Origin of the sequence: Desulfatibacillum alkenivorans DSM 16219 (assembly GCF_900142135.1) — a bacterium.
Classification (GTDB): Bacteria; Desulfobacterota; Desulfobacteria; order Desulfobacterales; family Desulfatibacillaceae; genus Desulfatibacillum; species Desulfatibacillum alkenivorans.
In genome coordinates this window covers 1-19,630 of sequence record NZ_FQZU01000006.1, presented here as the reverse complement: position 1 = coordinate 19,630, position 19,630 = coordinate 1, and the positions used below count along the sequence as shown (strand labels likewise).

General features: G+C 56.1%; 12 protein-coding genes and 1 tRNA gene. 4 read left to right on the top strand and 9 right to left on the bottom strand.

Going from position 1 to position 19,630, the window contains the following annotated elements:
- Position 1 precedes the first annotated feature (1 nt).
- Entirely contained in the window at positions 2–2,248 is a 2,247-nt protein-coding gene (gene clpA, locus BUE18_RS06910; protein WP_073474305.1) for an ATP-dependent Clp protease ATP-binding subunit ClpA, read from the bottom strand.
- A gap of 41 nt (positions 2,249–2,289) precedes the next feature.
- Positions 2,290–2,604: an ATP-dependent Clp protease adapter ClpS gene (gene clpS, locus BUE18_RS06905; protein ID WP_073474303.1), complete on the bottom strand. Its 315-nt coding sequence runs from the start codon at positions 2,602–2,604 to the stop codon at positions 2,290–2,292.
- 350 nt (positions 2,605–2,954) lie between these two features.
- Between clpS and BUE18_RS06900 the strand changes: the two genes are divergently transcribed.
- Positions 2,955–3,031, top strand: a tRNA-Arg gene (locus BUE18_RS06900).
- A gap of 1,090 nt (positions 3,032–4,121) precedes the next feature.
- Here BUE18_RS06900 and BUE18_RS06890 read toward each other — a convergent pair.
- From BUE18_RS06890 to BUE18_RS06855, 7 genes are all read right to left on the bottom strand, one after another.
- Positions 4,122–5,942 carry an AMP-dependent synthetase/ligase gene (locus BUE18_RS06890; RefSeq protein ID WP_073474299.1) on the bottom strand — a complete coding sequence of 607 codons (1,821 nt, stop codon included), beginning with the start codon at positions 5,940–5,942 and terminating at the stop codon, positions 4,122–4,124.
- Positions 5,943–5,971: 29 nt separating this feature from the next.
- Positions 5,972–7,174, bottom strand: coding sequence for an ABC transporter substrate-binding protein (locus tag BUE18_RS06885; protein ID WP_073474297.1), 1,203 nt, complete (start codon positions 7,172–7,174; stop codon positions 5,972–5,974).
- A gap of 29 nt (positions 7,175–7,203) precedes the next feature.
- Entirely contained in the window at positions 7,204–7,971 is a 768-nt protein-coding gene (locus tag BUE18_RS06880) for an ABC transporter ATP-binding protein (RefSeq protein WP_073474295.1), read from the bottom strand.
- A gap of 7 nt (positions 7,972–7,978) precedes the next feature.
- The gene (locus BUE18_RS06875; protein ID WP_073474293.1) at positions 7,979–8,746 is read right to left on the bottom strand and encodes an ABC transporter ATP-binding protein; all 768 of its coding nucleotides are present in this window, start codon (positions 8,744–8,746) and stop codon (positions 7,979–7,981) included.
- Positions 8,747–8,791: 45 nt separating this feature from the next.
- Positions 8,792–9,868 carry a branched-chain amino acid ABC transporter permease gene (locus BUE18_RS06870; RefSeq protein ID WP_073474292.1) on the bottom strand — a complete coding sequence of 359 codons (1,077 nt, stop codon included), beginning with the start codon at positions 9,866–9,868 and terminating at the stop codon, positions 8,792–8,794.
- A gap of 3 nt (positions 9,869–9,871) precedes the next feature.
- A complete protein-coding gene (locus BUE18_RS06865; RefSeq protein ID WP_073474290.1) occupies positions 9,872–10,738 on the bottom strand; it encodes a branched-chain amino acid ABC transporter permease in 867 nt (288 codons plus the stop codon).
- Between the two features lie 846 nt (positions 10,739–11,584).
- A complete protein-coding gene (locus tag BUE18_RS06855) occupies positions 11,585–13,747 on the bottom strand; it encodes a HAMP domain-containing methyl-accepting chemotaxis protein (RefSeq protein ID WP_073474286.1) in 2,163 nt (720 codons plus the stop codon).
- 922 nt (positions 13,748–14,669) lie between these two features.
- Between BUE18_RS06855 and BUE18_RS06850 the strand changes: the two genes are divergently transcribed.
- The 3 genes from BUE18_RS06850 to BUE18_RS06840 all read left to right on the top strand — a co-directional run bounded on the left by BUE18_RS06850 (position 14,670) and on the right by BUE18_RS06840 (position 19,443).
- A complete protein-coding gene (locus tag BUE18_RS06850) occupies positions 14,670–17,609 on the top strand; it encodes an EAL domain-containing protein (RefSeq protein WP_073474284.1) in 2,940 nt (979 codons plus the stop codon).
- Positions 17,610–17,822: 213 nt separating this feature from the next.
- Positions 17,823–18,353, top strand: a complete 531-nt coding sequence (locus tag BUE18_RS06845) for a hypothetical protein (protein WP_073474282.1) — start codon at positions 17,823–17,825, stop codon at positions 18,351–18,353.
- 10 nt (positions 18,354–18,363) lie between these two features.
- Entirely contained in the window at positions 18,364–19,443 is a 1,080-nt protein-coding gene (locus BUE18_RS06840) for a flavin monoamine oxidase family protein (protein WP_342039438.1), read from the top strand.
- Positions 19,444–19,630: the final 187 nt, after the last annotated feature.

Below are 19,630 nucleotides of genomic sequence, written 5' to 3'. Positions count from 1 at the left end.
GCTACCAGGTAAAGGTCAATTCATCTTTTTTCAGGCCTATACGCACCCTTCCTCCGGCGGTTAAGGCGCCGAAAAGGATTTCGTCGGCCAAGAGATCCTTGATCTTCTTTTGGATCAAACGGCCAAGGGGCCGGGCGCCGAATTTGGGGTCATAGCCTTTTTGAGCCAGCCAGGTGCGGGCCTTGGGAGTCAGGTTCAATTCCACGCCCTTGGGCATGAGCTGGGCTTTAAGCTCGTTCATGAACTTGTCCACAATGAGCTCCATGATGGCGACATCCAGGTTATGGAAGGTCACGATGGAATCCAAGCGGTTTCTGAACTCCGGGGAAAAGGCTTTTTCCAAAGCCTGCTTGCCCCTGGAGCCGGAGTCCACATTCGGCTTGCCGAACCCGATGGCGGCGGAGCTCATTTCCCGGGCGCCCGCGTTGGAGGTCATGATCAGAATGGCGTTGCGGAAGTCCGCTTTTTTGCCGTTATTATCCGTCAGGGTGGCGTGATCCATGACCTGCAGAAGCACGTTGAAAATGTCTTCGTGAGCCTTTTCGATTTCGTCCAGCAACAGCACGCAATGGGGCGTGCGGCGCACGGCGTCGGTAAGCAGGCCGCCCTGATCGAACCCCACGTAGCCGGGAGGCGCGCCGATCAAACGGGACACGGCGTGCTTTTCCATGTACTCGCTCATGTCAAAGCGCAAAAAGGCGATGCCCAGGGTCTGGGCCAGTTGCTTGGCCACCTCGGTCTTGCCCACGCCAGTGGGGCCGGTGAACAAAAAGGAGCCCACAGGGCGTTCGTGGGAGGCCAGCCCGGCCCGGGAGCGCTTGATGGCCGTAGCCACGGTCTGCACCGCCTCATCCTGGCCGAAAACCATTTCTTTCAGGTCGGACTCCAGAGCGCCCAGGCGGTCCAGGTCGGACGCGGACACGCTGCGGGGCGGAATTTTGGCGACTTTTGCCACGATCTTTTCAATATCCTTGGGACGGACGTACTTCCGCTTGCGCTTGGTGCGCATATTCAGGGAAGCCGCGGCCTCGTCCATGACGTCGATGGCCTTGTCCGGCAAAAAGCGGTCGTTGATGTGCCGGGCGGACAGTTCGGCGCAGGCCTGCAGCGCGCCTTCGGTGTACTGAATGCCGTGGTGCTCTTCGTACCGGGATTTGAGGCCCTTGAGAATTTTCACGGTCTCATTCACCGTGGGCTCCTCGATCTCCACCTTTTCAAAACGGCGGGACAAGGCCCGGTCCTTTTCAAAATGCCCTTTGTACTCGTCATAGGTGGCGGACCCGATGCATCGGAGTTCGCCCGACGCCAGGGCCGGTTTGAGGATATTGGAAGCGTCCATGGAACTGCCCGTGGTGGAGCCGGCCCCCACCAGGGTGTGGATTTCGTCGATGAACAGGATGGCGTTGTCCTTGCGCTGAACCGCATTGATCACCCCTTTGAGGCGTTCCTCGAACTGGCCGCGGTATTTGGTTCCGGCCAAGAGCCCGGCCAGATCCAGGGCGTAAATCTCGGCGGTTTCCAGAAAGTCGGGAACCTTGCCCTCGGCGACGGCCAGAGCCAGGCCTTCGGCCATGGCGGTCTTGCCCACGCCGGGATCGCCCACGAATATGGGGTTGTTCTTGCGGCGGCGGCGGAGTATCTGCTCGGTGCGCAGCAGCTCGTCGGCCCGGCCGATAAGGGGGTCGATGCGGCCTTCCCGGGCTTTGGCGACCAGATCCACGGTGTAGGCCTCCAGGGGGCTTTTTTCCTTTTCCTTGCGAGGACGCGAGGACGGGCCCATTTCCGGGGCCGGAGAATCGTCCGGGGAATCGTCCTCAAGCACGGATATGCCGTGGGAGATGTAATTCAGAACATCCAGCCGGGTGATTCCCTCGTTGGCCAGAAAATACTGGGCGTGGGAGTCCTTTTCCGCAAACATGGCGGCCAGGACGTCGCCCACTTCCACGAAGGTCTTGCCGGCGGACTCCACGTGGCCCATGGCCCGTTGCAACAGGCGGCTGAAGCCCAGGGTCTGCTGGAGGACGTACTCGCCCTCTCCGGGGACGGCTTCCAGGCTGGTTGTGAAAAAGCGCTCCAACTCCTGGAGGATGCGGCCGACATTTCCGCCGCAATGTTCTATGATATCGATGCCTTCGATATTGTGACACAGGGCGTACAGCACGTGCTCCGTGCACAGATACTCGTGGCGGCGCTGCTTGGCCTCGTTGACCGCGGCGCCTATGGCGATTTCCAAATCCTTACTGATCATATTCCGTCTCCCTGCTCTGTTTCCGGAAAACCGGGAGCCCCTTACTCAGGCTCCATGCTGCACTTGAGTGGAAAACCGTCAGCTTGAGCCATGGAATGCACTGTCTCAATCTTAGTTTCTGCAACCTCCGCCGTATACACCCCGGCCACACCCACGCCCCGGTTGTGGACGTTCAGCATAATCCGAGTGGCCTCGGGCACGGACTTGTTAAAGACTCTTTGCAAAACCCCTACCACAAACTCCATGGTGGTGTAATCGTCGTTATGGAGCAAGACCTTGAACATGCGAGGCCGCTCGGTTTTTTGGGTCGGCTCTGTCAGGACATCGCCGAGATCTTCGTGTCGATCGGGACTCATTTTACGTCTGCCCTTTCCGTTTCGTAAAAATCTCCTCAATAATACTAAGAATCCTTGGACCAAAAATCAAGGTTAAACCCGGCGATAACAAACTTCAAATTCTATTGGGAATTGTTTGCTCTTGCCAAATATTGTCCGGGGTGGTAGGAAATTTTTTTTTGCCGATTCGGCCTGCAGGCCTGAAAAAACTTGCCTTGGGCAAGGCAACCCTGATAGGAACAGGTCCGAATTCGGGCTGCTCAAGATGGATTTGGGGAGAACCGAAGGCTCGGCGCCGCAGGACGATGCATAAACGGCTATTAATGTAAGACGGCGCCGAACGTCAAAATAGCGTCAAAAAGTCACTCCATGCGCCCGTAGCTCAGCTGGATAGAGCAACGGACTTCTAATCCGTAGGCCGCAGGTTCGAATCCTGCCGGGCGTACCAATTATTTGAGGGGCCATCCTTTTTTTGAAAAGGATGGCCCCTTTTTTTGAAAAATAATCTTGCCGCCGCCCCAGAGTGGCTGAGCGCAAAGCGTCGCATTTAGTTGCCACGGCATTTCCTACCTGATATAAATTATTAAAATAATAACGCAAAATCATGAATGAGAGAGCAGTATATGCCGAAGAAAACGTACTTTCAAATCGCCCATCTGACGGACCTTCATCTTACGAAGAAGGATTCCATGTCGCGGTCCGGGCCGCGCCTACTGCGCTTCGCGCCCAGGCAAAAAACGACCTTGCCTGGGCCGCCCCTAAAAAAAGCGCCCACAGGGGGGCGCGACTACAATTTATTGTTTTTTAGTACGTGAGCTTACCTTTGCAACGCGCTTGACTGTCTCATGCTTCCCAAAACAACGCAGGGCAAGCCCTGTGACTACATTGCCTTTGTAAGCTGCGGAGGATGAATTGGATTTACAGCAGGATAACCCTGCCGGGAACGCGGCGAGCGCATTCCCGGGGCGCCCACGGGGGGGGCGCAACTACAATGTATTGATGTTGAGTACGGGAGCTGACCTTGGAAACGCACTTGACTGTCTCATCATCCCAAAAGCAACGCAGGGCAAGCCCTGTGACTACATTGCTAAAGGCGCCCACAGGGGGGCGCAGCTACAGTTGCCAAGGGCGCCCACAGGGGGGCGCAACTACAATGTATTGATGTTGAGTACGGGAGCTGACCTTGGAAACGCACTTGACTGTCTCATCATCCCAAAAGCAACGCAGGGCAAGCCCTGTGACTACATTGCTAAAGGCGCCCACAGGGGGGCGCAGCTACAGTTGCCAAGGGCGCCCACAGGGGGGCGCAACTACAATGTATTGATGTTGAGTACGGGAGCTGACCTTGGAAACGCACTTGACTGTCTCATCATCCCAAAAGCAACGCAGGGCAAGCCCTGTGACTACATTGCTAAAGGCGCCCACAGGGGGGCGCAGCTACATACTGCTGAAGGCGCCACAGGGGAACGCGGCCACAGTTGCCAAGGGCGCCCACGGGGGGCAATTACTAAAGGCGCCCGCAGGGGGCGCCCCGCTCGTTAGTACATATCCGCAATGAGGGTTTCGAAGCGCTGGTTCACGTACTTGCGTTTCAATTTCATGGTGGCGGTGAGCTCCGCATCATCGGAGGTAAGTTCGATGTCGATGAGCCGGAACTTCTTGATGGTCTCCACCTGGGCCAGGGTTTTGTTGACCTTGGCGATCTCCGCCTGAATCAGGTCGTTGATTTCCTGGTTATGGCACAGGCTTTTGTAGGTGGTGAAAGGAATCCGCTCCTCCTGGGCGTACTGGGTGACGTTTTCCTTGTCGATCATGACCAAAGCGGTGAGGTATTTTCTCCGATCGCCGATGACCACCGCGTCATTAATATACGGGCTGAACTTGAGCTTGTTTTCAATGTATTGGGGCGTGACGTTTTTTCCGCCGGCGGTGATGATGATGTCCTTTTTCCGGTCCATGATGACCAGGTTGCCCTCGTCGTCCATTCTGCCCACGTCGCCGGAGTGCAGCCACCCGTCCACGATGGTTTCGGCGGTGGCGTCAGGCGCTTTCAGATACCCCTGGAAGACGTTTTCGCCCCGAACCAGAATTTCGCCGTCTTCCGCTATCCTCACCTCCACGCCGGGGCACGGCTTGCCCACGGTCCCGAGTTTGATGTCTTTGCCCTGGTGGATGGTGGTGGGTCCGGTGGATTCCGTTTGTCCGTACACCTCACGGATGGGCAGGCCGGCCGCGTGAAAGAACTCCAGGATTTCGGGGGCGATGGGCGCTCCGCCGGAAATCATGTAGGCGGCGCGGTCGAGGCCCAGCATTCTTTTCATGTTTCGGAAGACCAGCAGATGCGCCCAGAAATATTTGAACTTCAACATAGAAGGAATGGGCTTTTCCTCCGCTTTCAACGCGTAAATCATGCGTCCGGTTTTTACGGCCCAGTCGAACACTTTGTTTTCCAGCCAGGTGCTGTCCTTCATCCGGATGATGATGCTGGAGTAAAACTTTTCCCAGATGCGGGGCACGGCGAAAAAGGAATGGGGGGAGATTTCCCGCAGATCCTCGGGCACGGTTTCCAGGTTTTCGGCGAAATTGATAATGACTCCGCTGGTGAGTCCCTGGAAAGTGGTGCAATTCCGCTCGGCCACGTGGCAAAGGGGGAGGAAGGAAAGGATTTCGTTCCCCTCGTCGACCGGGTTGGCCTCCACCAGCATGCGGTTGGCGCAGGTGATGTTATTATGGGACAGCATGGCGCCTTTGGGAGGCCCGGTGGTTCCTGAGGTATAGACCACGATAGCCGTATCTTCGGGCCGGACGCTGGGCCAGATTTCCTCGAACCGGTAGGGATCTTTTTGGCGCTCCTCCCTGCCCATGGCCATGAATTCATCAAAGCTCATGACCATGTCGTCCTTGAACTTTCGCAGGCCTTCCATGTCGTAGACGATGACCTTTTCCACGCAGGTCAATTCGGCGCGGGATTCCAGGTACTTGTCCAGCTGCTCTTCGTCCTCCACGAAAAAGATGCGGGATTCGGAGTGGTTGATGATATAGGCCACCTCTTCGGAGGAGCAGGTGGGGTATATGCCCACTGAGATTCCGCCCAGGCATTGGACCGCGATGTCGCAATAGAGCCACTCCGGGTTGTTTTCGCTGATGATGGAGACGCACTCGCCCTTGGAGACGCCAAGGGCGAGCAGCGCCGCGCCTGCAATTCTTACGTTATCCAGGTACTCATTCCAAGATATCTCCTGCCACACGCCAAGGACCTTTTCCCTCATGGCCACACGGTCGCCGAATTGCTTGACCTTGGCGTGAAACAGTTTCGGAACCGTGTTTAACGATGGATCCAATCTGACGGGTGTCGGCATGATCTTATCTTTTCCTTCTAATAATACGGTTAGTCTTTGATGGTGGTGAAGCGCCAGCCCTGCTGCATGGCATGCCATTCTCCGTCCTTAACCTCGAACATCTTGACGGAATCGCCGCCAGCCCTTTTATTGGGTCCCCAGGTGATGGGCGCCAAGATGCCGTTGTCGTAGTTGTCAAAGGTTTCAAAGGCTTTGATGAGTCCTTCCCGGGTCAGGTCCTTGCCGGCCCGGTTGAGACCCTCCACCAGGGTCATGGCCGACTGGAATCCATAGAGAAAAAGAGGTTCGTCGTAGTTGCCCCAGCCGTATTTATCAATGCAATCCTGCACCAGTTGCAGGGAGGGGGTTTTGTCCCTGGCGGCGTCGGACCAGATGCTGGTTCCGTAAATGTCGCTGTTGAAGTCCAAGGCGTCGCCCGCCAGTTCCAGGACCTTTTTGCTCAGGGACGGAGCGGCCCAGATCCAGGTGGGCTTGTAGTTCAGGCGTTGGGCTTCCTTCATCATGATGCCCGGCTCGCGGACAAGGGCCCAAGCCAGAACGTGGGTGACGCCTTCGTCCTTGCATTTGGCCATCTGGGATCCGAAATCCACGGACCCTCTTTTAAAGGGCAGTTCCAGCACATCCAGGCCGTAATGCCTGGCGCCGATGCGGACGCCGTTGCGCCAGTCGTGGCCGGGGGTGTCGTCCTGAAAGATGCAGGCGACTTTGGGGCTTTTGATTCCCTTGTCCTCCACGATGTATTCCAGGGCGATCTTGCCTTGAAGCGTGTAGGTGGGGTCTCCCAAAAAGAGGTATTTCCTGGGGGGGACGCCCATATCCTGGTTTTGGGTGGCGGGCAGAACCAGGGGGATGCCTTGGGATTCCAGGATGGGATACATGGCGTTGCACTGGGCCGAGCCCAAAACGGAAAAAATGCAAAAGACCTGGTCTCTGGAGGTCAATTTCTTGACCGCCTGCACGGCCCTGGGGGGCTGGTAACCGTCGTCCTCCACAATGTAGTTGATCTTGCGGCCGTGGACGCCGCCCTTGTCGTTGATGTACTGGAAGTACATTTTCGAGCCGTCGCTGACGGCCTTGCCCATAAAGGCAATGGGCCCGGACTGGTCCAGGATGCCTCCTATCTTGATTTCATCCTTGGTTACGCCCACTTCGGCCAGGGAGAGGCCGGGGCAAAAGGCCAGTACAAAGATTGCCGCTGCTATCAGAAAAACAGTTCTTCGAGTGATGGACATGGATTTTTCTCCTTTATTGAGTGAAGAATTCATCGCCATTGCTTCTTCTTTTTCCATCGGCGGGCGCCGCGGATGCCCTCTTCCCGCATGCCCAGGTAAAATTCCTGAACGTCTTCATTGGCCTGCAGTTTTTCCGTGGCGTCGTCCATGACCATGCGGCCCATTTCCAGAATATATCCGTGCTGCGCCACGGAGAGCGCCATCCGCGCATTCTGCTCCACCAGCAGGATGGTGGTTCTCTGTTCCTGATTGATGCGTGTGATGATTTCAAAAATCTCTTTGATGAGCAGGGGGGCCAAGCCCAGGGAGGGTTCGTCCAAAAGCAGGAGTTTGGGGCGGGACATAAGAGCCCGCCCGATCACCAGCATCTGCTGCTGGCCGCCGCTCAAGGTGAAGGCCAGCTGTTCCTTCCGGTCCGACAGGATGGGGAAATAATTGTATATCCGCTCCAGATCCCGTTCTATGGCCTGATTGTCGTCGCGGATAAAGGCGCCCATCATGAGGTTTTTATAGACCGTCAGGTCCGGGAAGACCTCCCGCCCTTCAGGGACGTGGGATATGCCCATTTTGACGATTTCTTCGGGTTCGAGGCCGTGAATGGGCTTGCCCTCAAACTCCACGCTTCCTTTTTCCGGCTCGATCAGGCCGGATATGGTCCGCAAGATGGTGGTTTTACCGGCGCCGTTGGCCCCCAGAATGGTTACGATGGAGCCTTCCTCGATTTCAAAGGAAATGCCTTTGGCCACGTTCACCGGCCCGTAGGAAACCTCGATGTTTTTTACTTGGAGTATTGCCATGCCGCACTCATTCCCCCAGATAAGCTTTGACCACGTCCGGATTCTTGACAACCTCTTTAGGCTCGCCCACCGCAAGCACTCCGCCGTAATCCAGGGCGGTCACCCTGTCGCAGGAGTCCATGACCAGACGCATGTCATGCTCCACGAGGATTATGGTTATACCCAGGTCGTCCCTGATGTCCTCGATCCAGAAGGCCAGGTCCTGGGTTTCTTCCATGTTCAGTCCGGAAGAAGGCTCGTCCAGTAAAAGAAGCCGGGGCTCCATAACGAGAGCCCTGCCCAGCTCCACGTTTTTCTGCACGCCGTAAGGGACGTCGTTGATGATTCTGTTGCGGTAGGCCTGGAGGTCCAGAAAGTCGATGACCTCCTCCACCTTCAGGCGGAAGTCCGATTCCTGTTGACGGGCCTTTCCGTAGAACAGAATATCGGAGAAAATGCCCGTGGCCCTTTGGGAATGGCGGCCCAGGAGCATGTTGTCCATGACGGTCATGTTCTTGAAAAGTTCGATGTTCTGAAAGGTGCGGGCAATGCCCCTGGAAACCACCTGGTGAGGCTTTAGCTTGAGTATGTTCTTTCCCTGAAAAAAAACCTGGCCGCTGTCGGCTTTATACTGCCGGCTGATGCAGTTGAGCAATGTGGTCTTGCCCGCTCCGTTGGGGCCGATAATGGCGTGCACCTCTCCCTGTTTGACGTCCAGGCTGACGTTTTCCAGCGCTTTGATGCCGCCGAATTGTATGGATATGCCGGCGGCTCGAAAAAAACCGTTGTCACTCATGTCAAATCCCCGTAGGCCTTAGAAAACCTTCTTGGACGGCCTGTTTTACTGTTTGACGGTCCGATGGAATTTTCTGACCCTGCGAAAGGTGTCCTTTTTGTAAAAGGGAAAATTTTCAAAGTAGAATTTTACTTTCAGCCACCGGCCGTACAAGCCCAGGGGTTCGAACCGGATGAACAGCAGCAGCACCAGCCCGTACACGGCCGACTGAAGCCCGGCCTGCTCGCCTATCACCGCCGGCAAATAGCCCCTGCTCAAGCTGATGGCTTCGGGCAGAAAGGTGATGAACACCGCGCCGAACACGGCCCCGTGGACAGAGCCCAGGCCGCCCACCAGAATCATCACCAGGAAGCTGATGGACTCCATGATGGTGAAGTTTTCCGGGCCGATGAAAAACATGAAATGGGCGAAGAGCGAACCGGCCACTCCGGCGTAAAAGGCGCTGATTGCGAAGGCGGCGGTCTTGTAGACGGTCAGGCTGACGCCCATGGATTCGGCTGCGATTTCGCTGTCCCGAATGGCGATAAAAGCCCTGCCCGTGGGGGTGCGCAGGATGTTCTTGATGGCCAGAACCATGATGAGCACGACGGCCAGCACCAGATAATAATAGGACTTATCGCTCTGAAAGGAGATGGGGCCGATGACCGGCCGGGTTACCATGAGGCCGTTTACGCTGTTGGTCACGCTTTCCCACTGGACGATGATTTCCTCCACGATAAAGCCGAAGCCCATGGTGGCGATGGCCAGATACAGCCCCTTGAGCCGCAGGGCGGGCAGGCCCACGACCAGGCCCGCCGCGGCGCCCGCAACGCCCGAGGCCGGCAGGGCCAGCAAAAAGGGAATACTGTACTTGCCGGTGAGGATGGCCGAGGTATAGGCCCCCACGGCGAAAAAGGCGGCGTGCCCCAGGGAGACCTGCCCGGTGTAGCCGCTCAGGAGGTTCAAGCCCAGGGCCACAATGATGTATATGCCGATCTGGATCAGCAAGGACACCCAATAGGTTCCCATGGCGGCCGGCGCCGCCAGCAACAGGAGGAGGAGCAGGATGTACCAGGCCATGTCGCTCCGGTAGCGAAAAAGCTGGACGTCCTCCAGGTAGTGCATTCGCTTCTCAAAACGCATTTCTTAGACCCTCTTTCTTTCCTGAATCCCGAAAATGCCCTCCGGGCGAATCATCAAAACCCCAATCAGGATTATCCACGCAAAGATTTCCTTAAATCCCTCCGGCAGGTACACGCCGGCGATGGACTCGGAAACCCCGATAATTATGCCTCCCACAATGGCCCCGGGAATGCTGCCGAAGCCCCCCAATACGGCTGCGGGAAAGGCCTTGAGCCCCACAAAGCCCATGTTGTAGTTCAGGAATTGAAGGGGGGTTAAAAGCACGCCCGCCACGGTGGCCACCATGGCGCTGATGGCCCAGATGTTGGAAAACACCTTTTTAACGCCAATGCCCATGAGATAGGCGGCCAGCTGGTTTTGGGACGCCGCTTCCATGGACACGCCGGTCTTGGTCCTGTTGAAAAAGTAGTACAGCCCCACGATCAAAAGCAGGGTTACGGCGATGATCCAGATATGGACGGAGGACAGCGCCACCGATCCCATGCGGACGGGCCGGTCCGTGATGCCCGCCTGGAACGAAAAGGTGTCGTACCCCCAGATCATGCCGCCGATGCTGCGGATGAGAATCCCCAGCCCGATGGTGGCCATGATCAGGGCGAAGGCCTGCTCTCCCACAAGGGGGCGGAGCAAAAGCCTGTCGATGCCTTTACCCAAAACCGCCATGATGATGACGGCGATTAAAAAGGCCGGGATGAACGGAACGTGAAAATGGGTGACGGCGCTGTATACCAGGAACGCGCCGATCATCATGAGATCGCCCTGGGCGAAGTTGACCACCTCCGAGGCCTTGTAGATGAGGACAAAGCCCAAAGCGATCAATGCATAGATGCAGCCGATGGCTATACCGCTTGAAACGATTTGCAGAAACATGGGACAGGCGCCTTTCCTTGGTGCAACGTTTGACCGATAAGGACCTGAGGTCGTGAAGAGTCTTTCATGGCGCCGGAGGGAGGGAGCGGCATTGCCGCGCCTGTTTTTTCCGGCCCGACCGCCTGGAAATCATCCAGGGCGGGTTCACCTATGAATGCAATTCAACATCAATTGCCCTGCCTGCATAAGGCGACGCTAATATGTGCACTGATTTCACTAACAAGTTGAGATATTTAAACAGTCGCATGGATGTTTTTGGACCCATCCGGTTATTCAAGACTGTTATTCAAGGCATGAGAGGCTGTTGCCGACATGAATATTGCTCATTTCGAATTCTATATGAACAGAATTTATTTCGTCAAGTCTTTTTTTACCCTTCTTGACAAATCAAAACTCCCGACTAAATAGAAAATATCAAAATCAGGTTCTATTCCCAACCGCCGTCCCAAACAAGGGCCTCTCTCGAATTAAGAATATAATTAATCATTTTTATTATATAATTTAGCGAACAAAGAAGGAGAGCCCGGCAGCAAAGGCCGCGACGCCGGTTGTTTTTTCGCCCCTCCCGAGAAACAAATTACCCGCCGCACATTAGTCAAATTATAATAATTCCATTCAGAGGCTGGGGCCTGCAGCCTGCGGCCGCCGGAAGCGCCATGACGCCCCCGGCCGTATTTCTTTGAAAAAGGGCGACATGAGCGCCCGTTACCCGGCCCGAAGCGTGCAATCCTGGAGGCTGCCCCAAAGCAAAAAGCCGGAACCCTTTTGCATGGGTTCCGGCTTTCGAAAATAAGCCGCAGAGCAGGCGGAGGCGGGATTCCATCCGCCGCAAAAAGGCGAATGGGGCTAGTACCGGTCGAACTCGCTGTCATCAAGGCTTATCAACTGGTCCGGCCGCACCTGGCTTCTTGCCAGGGAGTCTCCGCCCCAGGCTTCAGGCTCTCTGGGCAAGGCTTTTTGGGATTGGGAGGCGATGCCCAAGGGCCTGACCTCGGGCGCGGCCGCCCGGGGCGCTTCGCCCGACGCGGCGGCGCCGGTCTGGAAGAAGGCCAGGACCCCTCGCAAGGCCGTGGCCTGGGAGGACAGCTCCATGGAGGCGGCCGAGGTTTCTTCGGCGTTGGCGGCGTTTTGCTGGGTGACGCTGTCGATCTGGGAGAGCCCTTCATTCACCTGATAGATGCCTTTGGCCTGTTCATTGCTGCTGACGGCGATGTCCGCCACAAGATTCGCGGCTTTGGAGACGCTGCTTTGAATTTCGTCCAGGGCCTGGGAGGTGTTTTCGGCGATTTTAGCCCCTTCATGGATGTTGTTGACGGCGTTTTCGATCAGGTCGGACACGCCCTGGGCGGCTTTTGCGCTGCGGGAGGCCAGGGTGCGCACTTCCTGGGCCACCACGGCGAATCCCTTGCCGTGCACGCCGGCGCGGGCCGATTCCACGGCGGCGTTCAAAGCCAGCAGGTTGGTTTGGAAGGCGATGTCATCAATGACCTTGATGATCTTGGCGATCTCCTGGCTGGACTCGCTGATGGTGGACATGGAGTTGGTCATCTCCGCCATCCTGCTCACGCCTTTTTCCGCGGCGCCCGTGGCTTCCACGGCCAGATTGGAAGCCTCGCCCGCATTGTCCGCATTGGTCTTGGTCTGGGCGCTGATTTCCGTCATGGAAGACGTGATTTCCTCCAGGGAGGAGGCCTGCTCCGTGGCGCCCTGGGAAAGGGACATGCTGGATTCGGAGACCTGCTTGGAACTCGTGTCCACCTGGTCCGCCGCAACATATAGCCGGCCGACAATGCCGTTGAGACTGGAAACCATGGTTCTGAGGGCCTTTCCAAAGGAGTCCTTGTCCGAGGCCAGGCTTACGTCCTGGTTTAAATCCCCCTTTGCAATGGCGGCGGCGATGCGTTCCTTGCGGCGCAGGGCTTCCACGACCGAGTTGAGCTCCGAACTCATCACGCCGATTTCATCCTTGCCTTCCTCCAACTGGGCCGAAAGATCCCCGGCCCGCAGCTTTCCGGCGAAGTCCACCACCCTTTGAATAGGCCTAGTGATTCCCCGGGTGATAACCAACGCCAAAAGCAGTCCGCCCAGGATGGCGCCCGCCCCCACAATCACAATCAGAGAAAGGCTTTTCTTGTTGGAAGCCACGAGCTTCGGCCCCAGTTCATCCTGGACTTCCTTGATGGAAAGTTTCACGTCCTCGATGTCCTGAGCCACTTCCGGTCCGATTCGATCCAAAGAATCGGCAATAATCCCATTGCGCTCCTTGATGACTTGCACCAGCTTGTCAAACGCGGTTATGTATTGGTTTTTGGCGGCAGCGACGGCGGCCAGCATTTCCCGTCTTTCCGGGTTATCCAATTCCCGGTCAAGGATCCCCAATGCCTCCTGCATACCGCTGAATTCCTGCTGCACCCGCTCCACGTCCTTCAGATCATTGGAATTCAGAAACTTGGCCATATACAGGCGTCCCAGCAGCAGGCCCCTCAACGCCGTTCCCGTATAGTACGCGGCGGATGCGTCATCATCATTATGGGCGGAAACCATGATTTTTGACAGGGTCTTTTCCATGAACGGGCCCTTTTGGTCCAGAACATCGCTGACGTAGGCGTTCCGCTGATTCATGCGCTCCACGACCTGACCGAAACTCGTTTTATACTCCCCAAGCCGCGTTTCAATGGAATCAATCATGGCGGCGCGCTCCGGGTCCAGGATCTCCTTTTGCGCCTGGGCCTGGAACTGCTCCATCTTGTTCCAATACGCGTCAAACTGCCGGATGTGCTCCGCGCTTCCTGTTATGAGGAAGTCCTTAACCTGCATGCGCACCATCAGCATGTTGGCCTGCAACTGCCCCCCCAAATTAGCGTCCCGCGCCATCTCCCGGTATGAAGTGAATCCTTGGGAAGCTCCCACGAGCGCTTCATAAGATATAAAACCCACCGCGGAAAGAAGAACAAGAACGGAAATAAACCCCAAAAAAATCTTCCTGCCCACGGTCATATTTTTCAACATTCGCCAATTCCTTTCATAAATTTAGTGGTGGCTGGCGGCGCCTGCAACATTCCGCTTAAAAGACCGCGCCCGACGCAAGCCCCCTGAAAAAATGGGAAGGATTGCCGGATGCAAGAGGCATTGCGCCGGAATATTTGTGAAGCCGTTTGTCCAGGTGAAAAGGACGCCCCCTGGCGTCCGAACACAATTATTGCAAAAACCGGCGTCCGGTTTTGAAAGCCTCCTTGCAGGCGGCGTGCCATCAAAATTTTACATTGTTTTAACAGTGAGTTATTAAAAAATCACAGGGAGGCGGAGGGCGAAGAGATCCCCTTCCCTTCCTGAAAGCCGGAAGGGAGCTACTCTGTAACACGCTGCATTTATTGCGTTTACAAAGGGTACGGGTATTTGCGCAATTATTTTTCACTTTGGTAGGCGGCCAAACAAATTTTTACATATTTGTATTTAATGCGTCATATTATTAACACCCCCGGGAGGGCCGATTCGGAAGCGGCGCTTCAATGTTTTGTTATTACGACGAATCTTCTCGCAAAGCGCGCCGAAGAAAAAGGCCTAGTCTGCCCGTCAAGTAATTGACAAAGATTATCATTAGCAAAAGATTCATGCGAGGCCCAAAACGCTTGAAAAGAATTTAATCCATATAAAACAGGATATTATGTGATCATAACTGAATTATTGAGATCCCCGATAAAAGTCATACAGCATATAGCGCCTGTCAAAAAAAAGGGGCTTTTCAGTTAAATTTAGGCCCGATCGTTCCGATAAAGCCTAAAAGAGGGGATTCGTGCGCCGGATTCGGACGGCGCCGCGTACGCAGTTGCGAAAATCAAGTCGGATGGGACGCCCTTCTTGCTGGACCTGCCGGCTGAACCTTAGCGGGATTTTTTTGAGGAAGGGATGAACGGCGAGTATGCTTGGTCACATGGTAAAACCGCAAATCGGCGAGGACGGCGTCACCAAAACGAAACAGAAGACCTTTAAAAGCCGGGTGCGGCATTCAGGCTTGCAATCCGCACGGCGCCCGACGCCGAAGCAGTTTTACCACACCATTGCGGATGGCTCCCACAATTGGGAATACATGATCGGCGCGGATGGATCATTCCTTTATGTGTCGCCTTCGTGCGAGCGGATAAGCGGCTACACCGCCCGGGAGTTCATGGAGGATCCCGATCTTTACATCAAAATCATTCATCCCGACGACCGGGACAAGGTTTTAAAGCATCTCAACTGCATGCACGCGGGGCCCGTCCACGCGCCCATGGATTTCCGGATCATTTCCCAAAAAGGAGAGGTTCACTGGATATCCCACGTTTGCAGCCCCATTTTTGACGATCAGGGAGAATTCATCGGCCGCCGGGGAAGCAATCAGGACGCCACGGAAAAGGTGAATTTGGAGCGCCGGCTTTTTCATAGCGAGTTCCTGTTTCGAACCATCTTTGAGGGAATCGGCACCGGCATCGCCGTCTACACGGCCAGTGAGAACGGGCGAGACTTTATTTTCAAGGAAATCAACAAGGCCGGCGAAGAGTCAAGCCGGCTAAAGCGGGAGCACATTATCGGGAAAAGCGTCCAGGAGGTGTTCCCGAGCGTGGAAAAACTGGGCCTGCTGGAGGTGTTTCGCAGGGTTTACCGCACTGGCGAACCCGAGCATAAGCCCATGTTCCAGTATAGCGATCATCGCGTGGACCTGTGGGTGGAAAATTACGTCTACAAGCTGCCCAGCGGGGAGATCGCGGCCATTTTTGAAGACAAAACCGCGGAAAAAGCGGTGCAGGAGGAATTGCGTATTTCCAGGGAGCGGATGCAACTGGCCATAGACTCGGTCAGCGACGCCTTTTGGGACTGGTGCATCCCTGAGAAGCGGGCCTATTTCAGCCCCCGCTATTACACCATGCTCGGCTATGAGCCGGACGAAATGGAGCCCAGCATGGAAACCTGGGAGATGCTGATGCATCCGGATGATTTTCCCAGGGCCAAAAGGCTCATGATCAAATACCTGAAAAGCGGCGAACCGTATTCCGTTGAATTCCGGATGAAAACCAAGGGCGGGGACTGGAAATGGATTCTGGGCAGGGGCCGCGTCATGGAGTTTGATGAAAACGGCCGGGCCCAAAGAATGGTCGGCACGCACGTGGACATCCATCAAAAAAAGCAATTTGAAAACCGCCTGGAACTGGCCCAGAAGGTTTTTGACGAGGCTCTGGAAGGGGTGGTGGTGACCGATCAGGACGGAAAGATCCTTTCCACCAACAAGGCCTTCAGCAATATCACCGGATACTCGGCCGGGGAAGCCTTGGGGGAAAATCCGAGCATCCTGAAATCCGACCGGCAGGACGATGATTTTTACAAAAAAATGTGGGATGCTCTCATTGAGAAGGGGGAGTGGCGGGGCGAAATCTGGAACCGCCGCAAAAACGGGGAAGCCTACCCCCAATGGACCACCATCACGGCGGTGAAGGACGACTTCGGCGTCGCCTCCCGTTATGTGGGGGTCTTTCACGACCTGTCCGACGTACGCCGGGGGGAGGAGATGCTCCGGCATCAAGCCTACCACGACGCCTTGACCGACCTGCCTAATCGCGAACTTTTTACGGAGCATCTGAGACAGGCCATAGCCCGGGCGGAAAGGGCGGATGAACTCCTGGCCGTCATCGTGCTGGATCTTGACGATTTTGTTTCCGTAAACAACGCCCTGGGACACGTCGCAGGCGACAAAATATTGCAGGAAGCGGCAGACAGGCTGGTTTTGCGCCATGGATGGAGGGAATTCTGCTGCCGAATGGGCGCCGACGATTTTGTTCTGGTGCAAACAGGCCTGAAATCGCCTTCCGACGCCGCCCTGACCGCGGATTCGCTCAACACAATATTTGACGAGCCTTTTCGGATTAACGATGAGGAAATCTATCTGAGCGCCTCCATGGGCATTGCCGTCACCAAAAAGGGTTCGGAGCCGGCGGACCCCATTACCCTGATAAAAAACGCGGACGTGGCCTGCCGGGAGGCCAAGCAATCCGGCCAGGGCAAACACAGGTTCTTCAAGCGATCCATGAACGAAGAGGCCAACAAAAGACTGGCCATGTTAGGCAGCCTGCGCACCGCCTTGCAGAATAACGAAATAACCGTGCATTATCAGCCCAAGGTCATCACCGCCCATAAAACCATCATGGGAATGGAGGCGCTTGTGCGATGGCGGCGCAACGGCGGCCTGGCGTCCCCGGCGGATTTCATCCCGTTGGCGGAGGACACGGGCCTGATCGTCCCCATCGGCCGCTTTGTGCTGGAGGAATCGTGCAGGCAAACCCAGCATTGGCGCACCGCCTCCGGAAAGGACGTCAAGGTGGCCGTGAACGTCTCGCCCCGGCAGTTTCGCGAAGATGACATGCCGCTCCTTGTCCGGGAGGTCCTGGACAAAACAGGCCTGCCTCCCGGCGCTCTGGAACTGGAGATCACCGAAAGCGTTCTTATGCAAAACCCTGAACAATCACGAATAACGCTGCAAGACCTGCGCGCCATGGGAGTAACGACCTCCCTGGACGACTTTGGCGCCGGGTATTCCTCTTTATCTTATCTGCGCCGTTTTCCCATCGACGTCCTTAAGATAGACAAGTCGTTTGTGGACGACGTGCCGGACGAGCGCCAGGCCAACATGCTGGTGCGGGCGATCGTGGAAATGGCCCATGGCCTGAATATCCAGGTGGTCGCCGAGGGCGTGGAAACCAAAGATCAACTGGATTTCCTGCACAAGATAGAGACGGATTACATCCAGGGGTATTACTTCAGCAAACCCCTGCCGCCCGAAGAGTTTGAAGCCTTGCTGCACGAAGGGCCTTTGGTTCAGCCATTCGCGCCCTACCTATGTTAAGCTGCACATCTTCTTCTTTTCTTCCGGATAAACGGGGATTTCAGGCAAAGCCTTCCAGCCGCCCCCCCCTGATGCGGGGCCTTCAACGCCGGCTGCAAAGGCCCCCAAACTTGGGATTGACTTGCCCTCCCTGAAGGCGGATGATAACAACCTATTTGTTTGGCATGGGCCGGATAGGTTTTTTCATCCAAATCGGGGAGCGCAATCAAAGCCATGACAAAAATCGTCGAGCAGACCTCAACCCGCCTTGTCATTGAAAACAAGCCCCGCGCTGTTTTCGCTTTCATCCTCGCTCTCGGACTCATCGCCTTGCTTGCAAGCCTGTATTCTTTGGCTTTCGGCGGCAAGGCGTTCTCAAAGGACGCCGCGTTCGGGCTGGCGCTTGGACCGGCCTTCATCATCGGCGGGCTGCTCCTTTACAGGGAGACGATCACCGAACTGGATAAATCCACCGGCATGGCGACCTGGCGGAGAAGCGGCCTTTGGACCAACGCATCCGACAGGGCCAGACTGAACCGGATTGTGGACGCCGTCATATGCAAGCCGACGTCCCAGCAAAGCGGAGGCGCCACACGGCTGGTTCTGGTTTTGGAAGACCGCTTCTGGCCCCTGGCTTTCGGGTTTTCAGCAGTCAATAGGGACAAGGAGATCCGGAGCGCGGTCCTTGCCTTCCTCGACGAATCCCCCCCGGAAACAAGCATTAGGCCTGGGGGAAAAGATAGATTGAAAGGCTCCAATTTCTAAGAATATGCACATGGAAAAAACGGACGTTGTAATTATCGGAGGCGGCCTCAGCGGGCTGTATGCAGCCTGCCTGCTGGCGGCGCAAAATAAAGCCATCGCCATCCTGGAAGCCCGGGACCGGGTGGGAGGCAGGATACTCTGCCCGGAGCATGAGGGCTTTTTCGCGGACCTGGGGCCGTCCTGGTACTGGCCGGCCTTGAACCCCAAGGTGGTCTCCCTCATCCAGGCTCTGGGGCTTCAATCATTCCCTCAGTTTGAAAAAGGCATGGCCCGGTTCATGGCAAAAGACGGCCATGTGGAAAACTTTCCGGGCTATCCCATGGATCCCCCCGGCCGCAGGCTGGAAGGCGGCATGGCATCTATGATCAAGGGGCTGTGCTCCCGGCTTCCCCGGAGTGACGTCCGCCTGAATCATCCGGTCTGCGAAATCCAGCGCCAAGACCATGGCGTCCGGGTCCATGTGGGAGTTCTGGACCGAGCGCCCCAATGCGTGCTGGAGGCGGACCACCTTATCCTCGCCATGCCGCCCCGATTGGCGGCCAGCTCCATTTTATTCACCCCGGATTTATCCTACGGCCTCACCCAGGCCATGCTGAAAGCCAGCACCTGGATGGCCGGGCACGCCAAATTTTTCGCCCTGTACGACAAAGCGGACTGGCTGAGCATGGGCTTTTCCGGCCAGGGCTTCAGCCTGTGCGGGCCCATCGGGGAATTTCACGACGGCTCCGCCCCGGAAGGCGCGCCCTATGGACTTACCGGCTTCTCAAATATCCCCGCCTTAAGGCGCAAGGACGACGAAACCATGACCCAGGCCGTCCTGGCCCAGCTTCCCTGTCTTTTCGGAGAAAACGCAAAAACTCCGGTGAAAATCTACTACCAGGATTGGGCCCGGGAAAAGTATACGGCCGCGGAATACGACCAGCGCTCCGCCCATAACCACCCTGAATTCCATCCGCCAGGAGGAAAAACAAGCATCTGGGACGGCTCTTTCCACTTCGCCGGCAGCGAAACCGCCGACTACTACGGCGGATACCTGGAAGGCGCCCTGTCCAGCGCGGAACGGGCCGTTGCCGCCATAATTCAAAACTAAGGAACTACTGAACTGATGAACTGCGGAAAAGACGAACTGCGAACTGCGCCTCCGGCGGCAAACTCTTTTTCTATACGCCGCGACGCGGCAAAAAGTTTGATCAAAACTTTTCAATGGCGCTCCGCGCAGGTGATTAGAGCCTTCGGCGAATCGCTTTCTTGAAAGTAAGCTCCGCAAAGAACTTTTC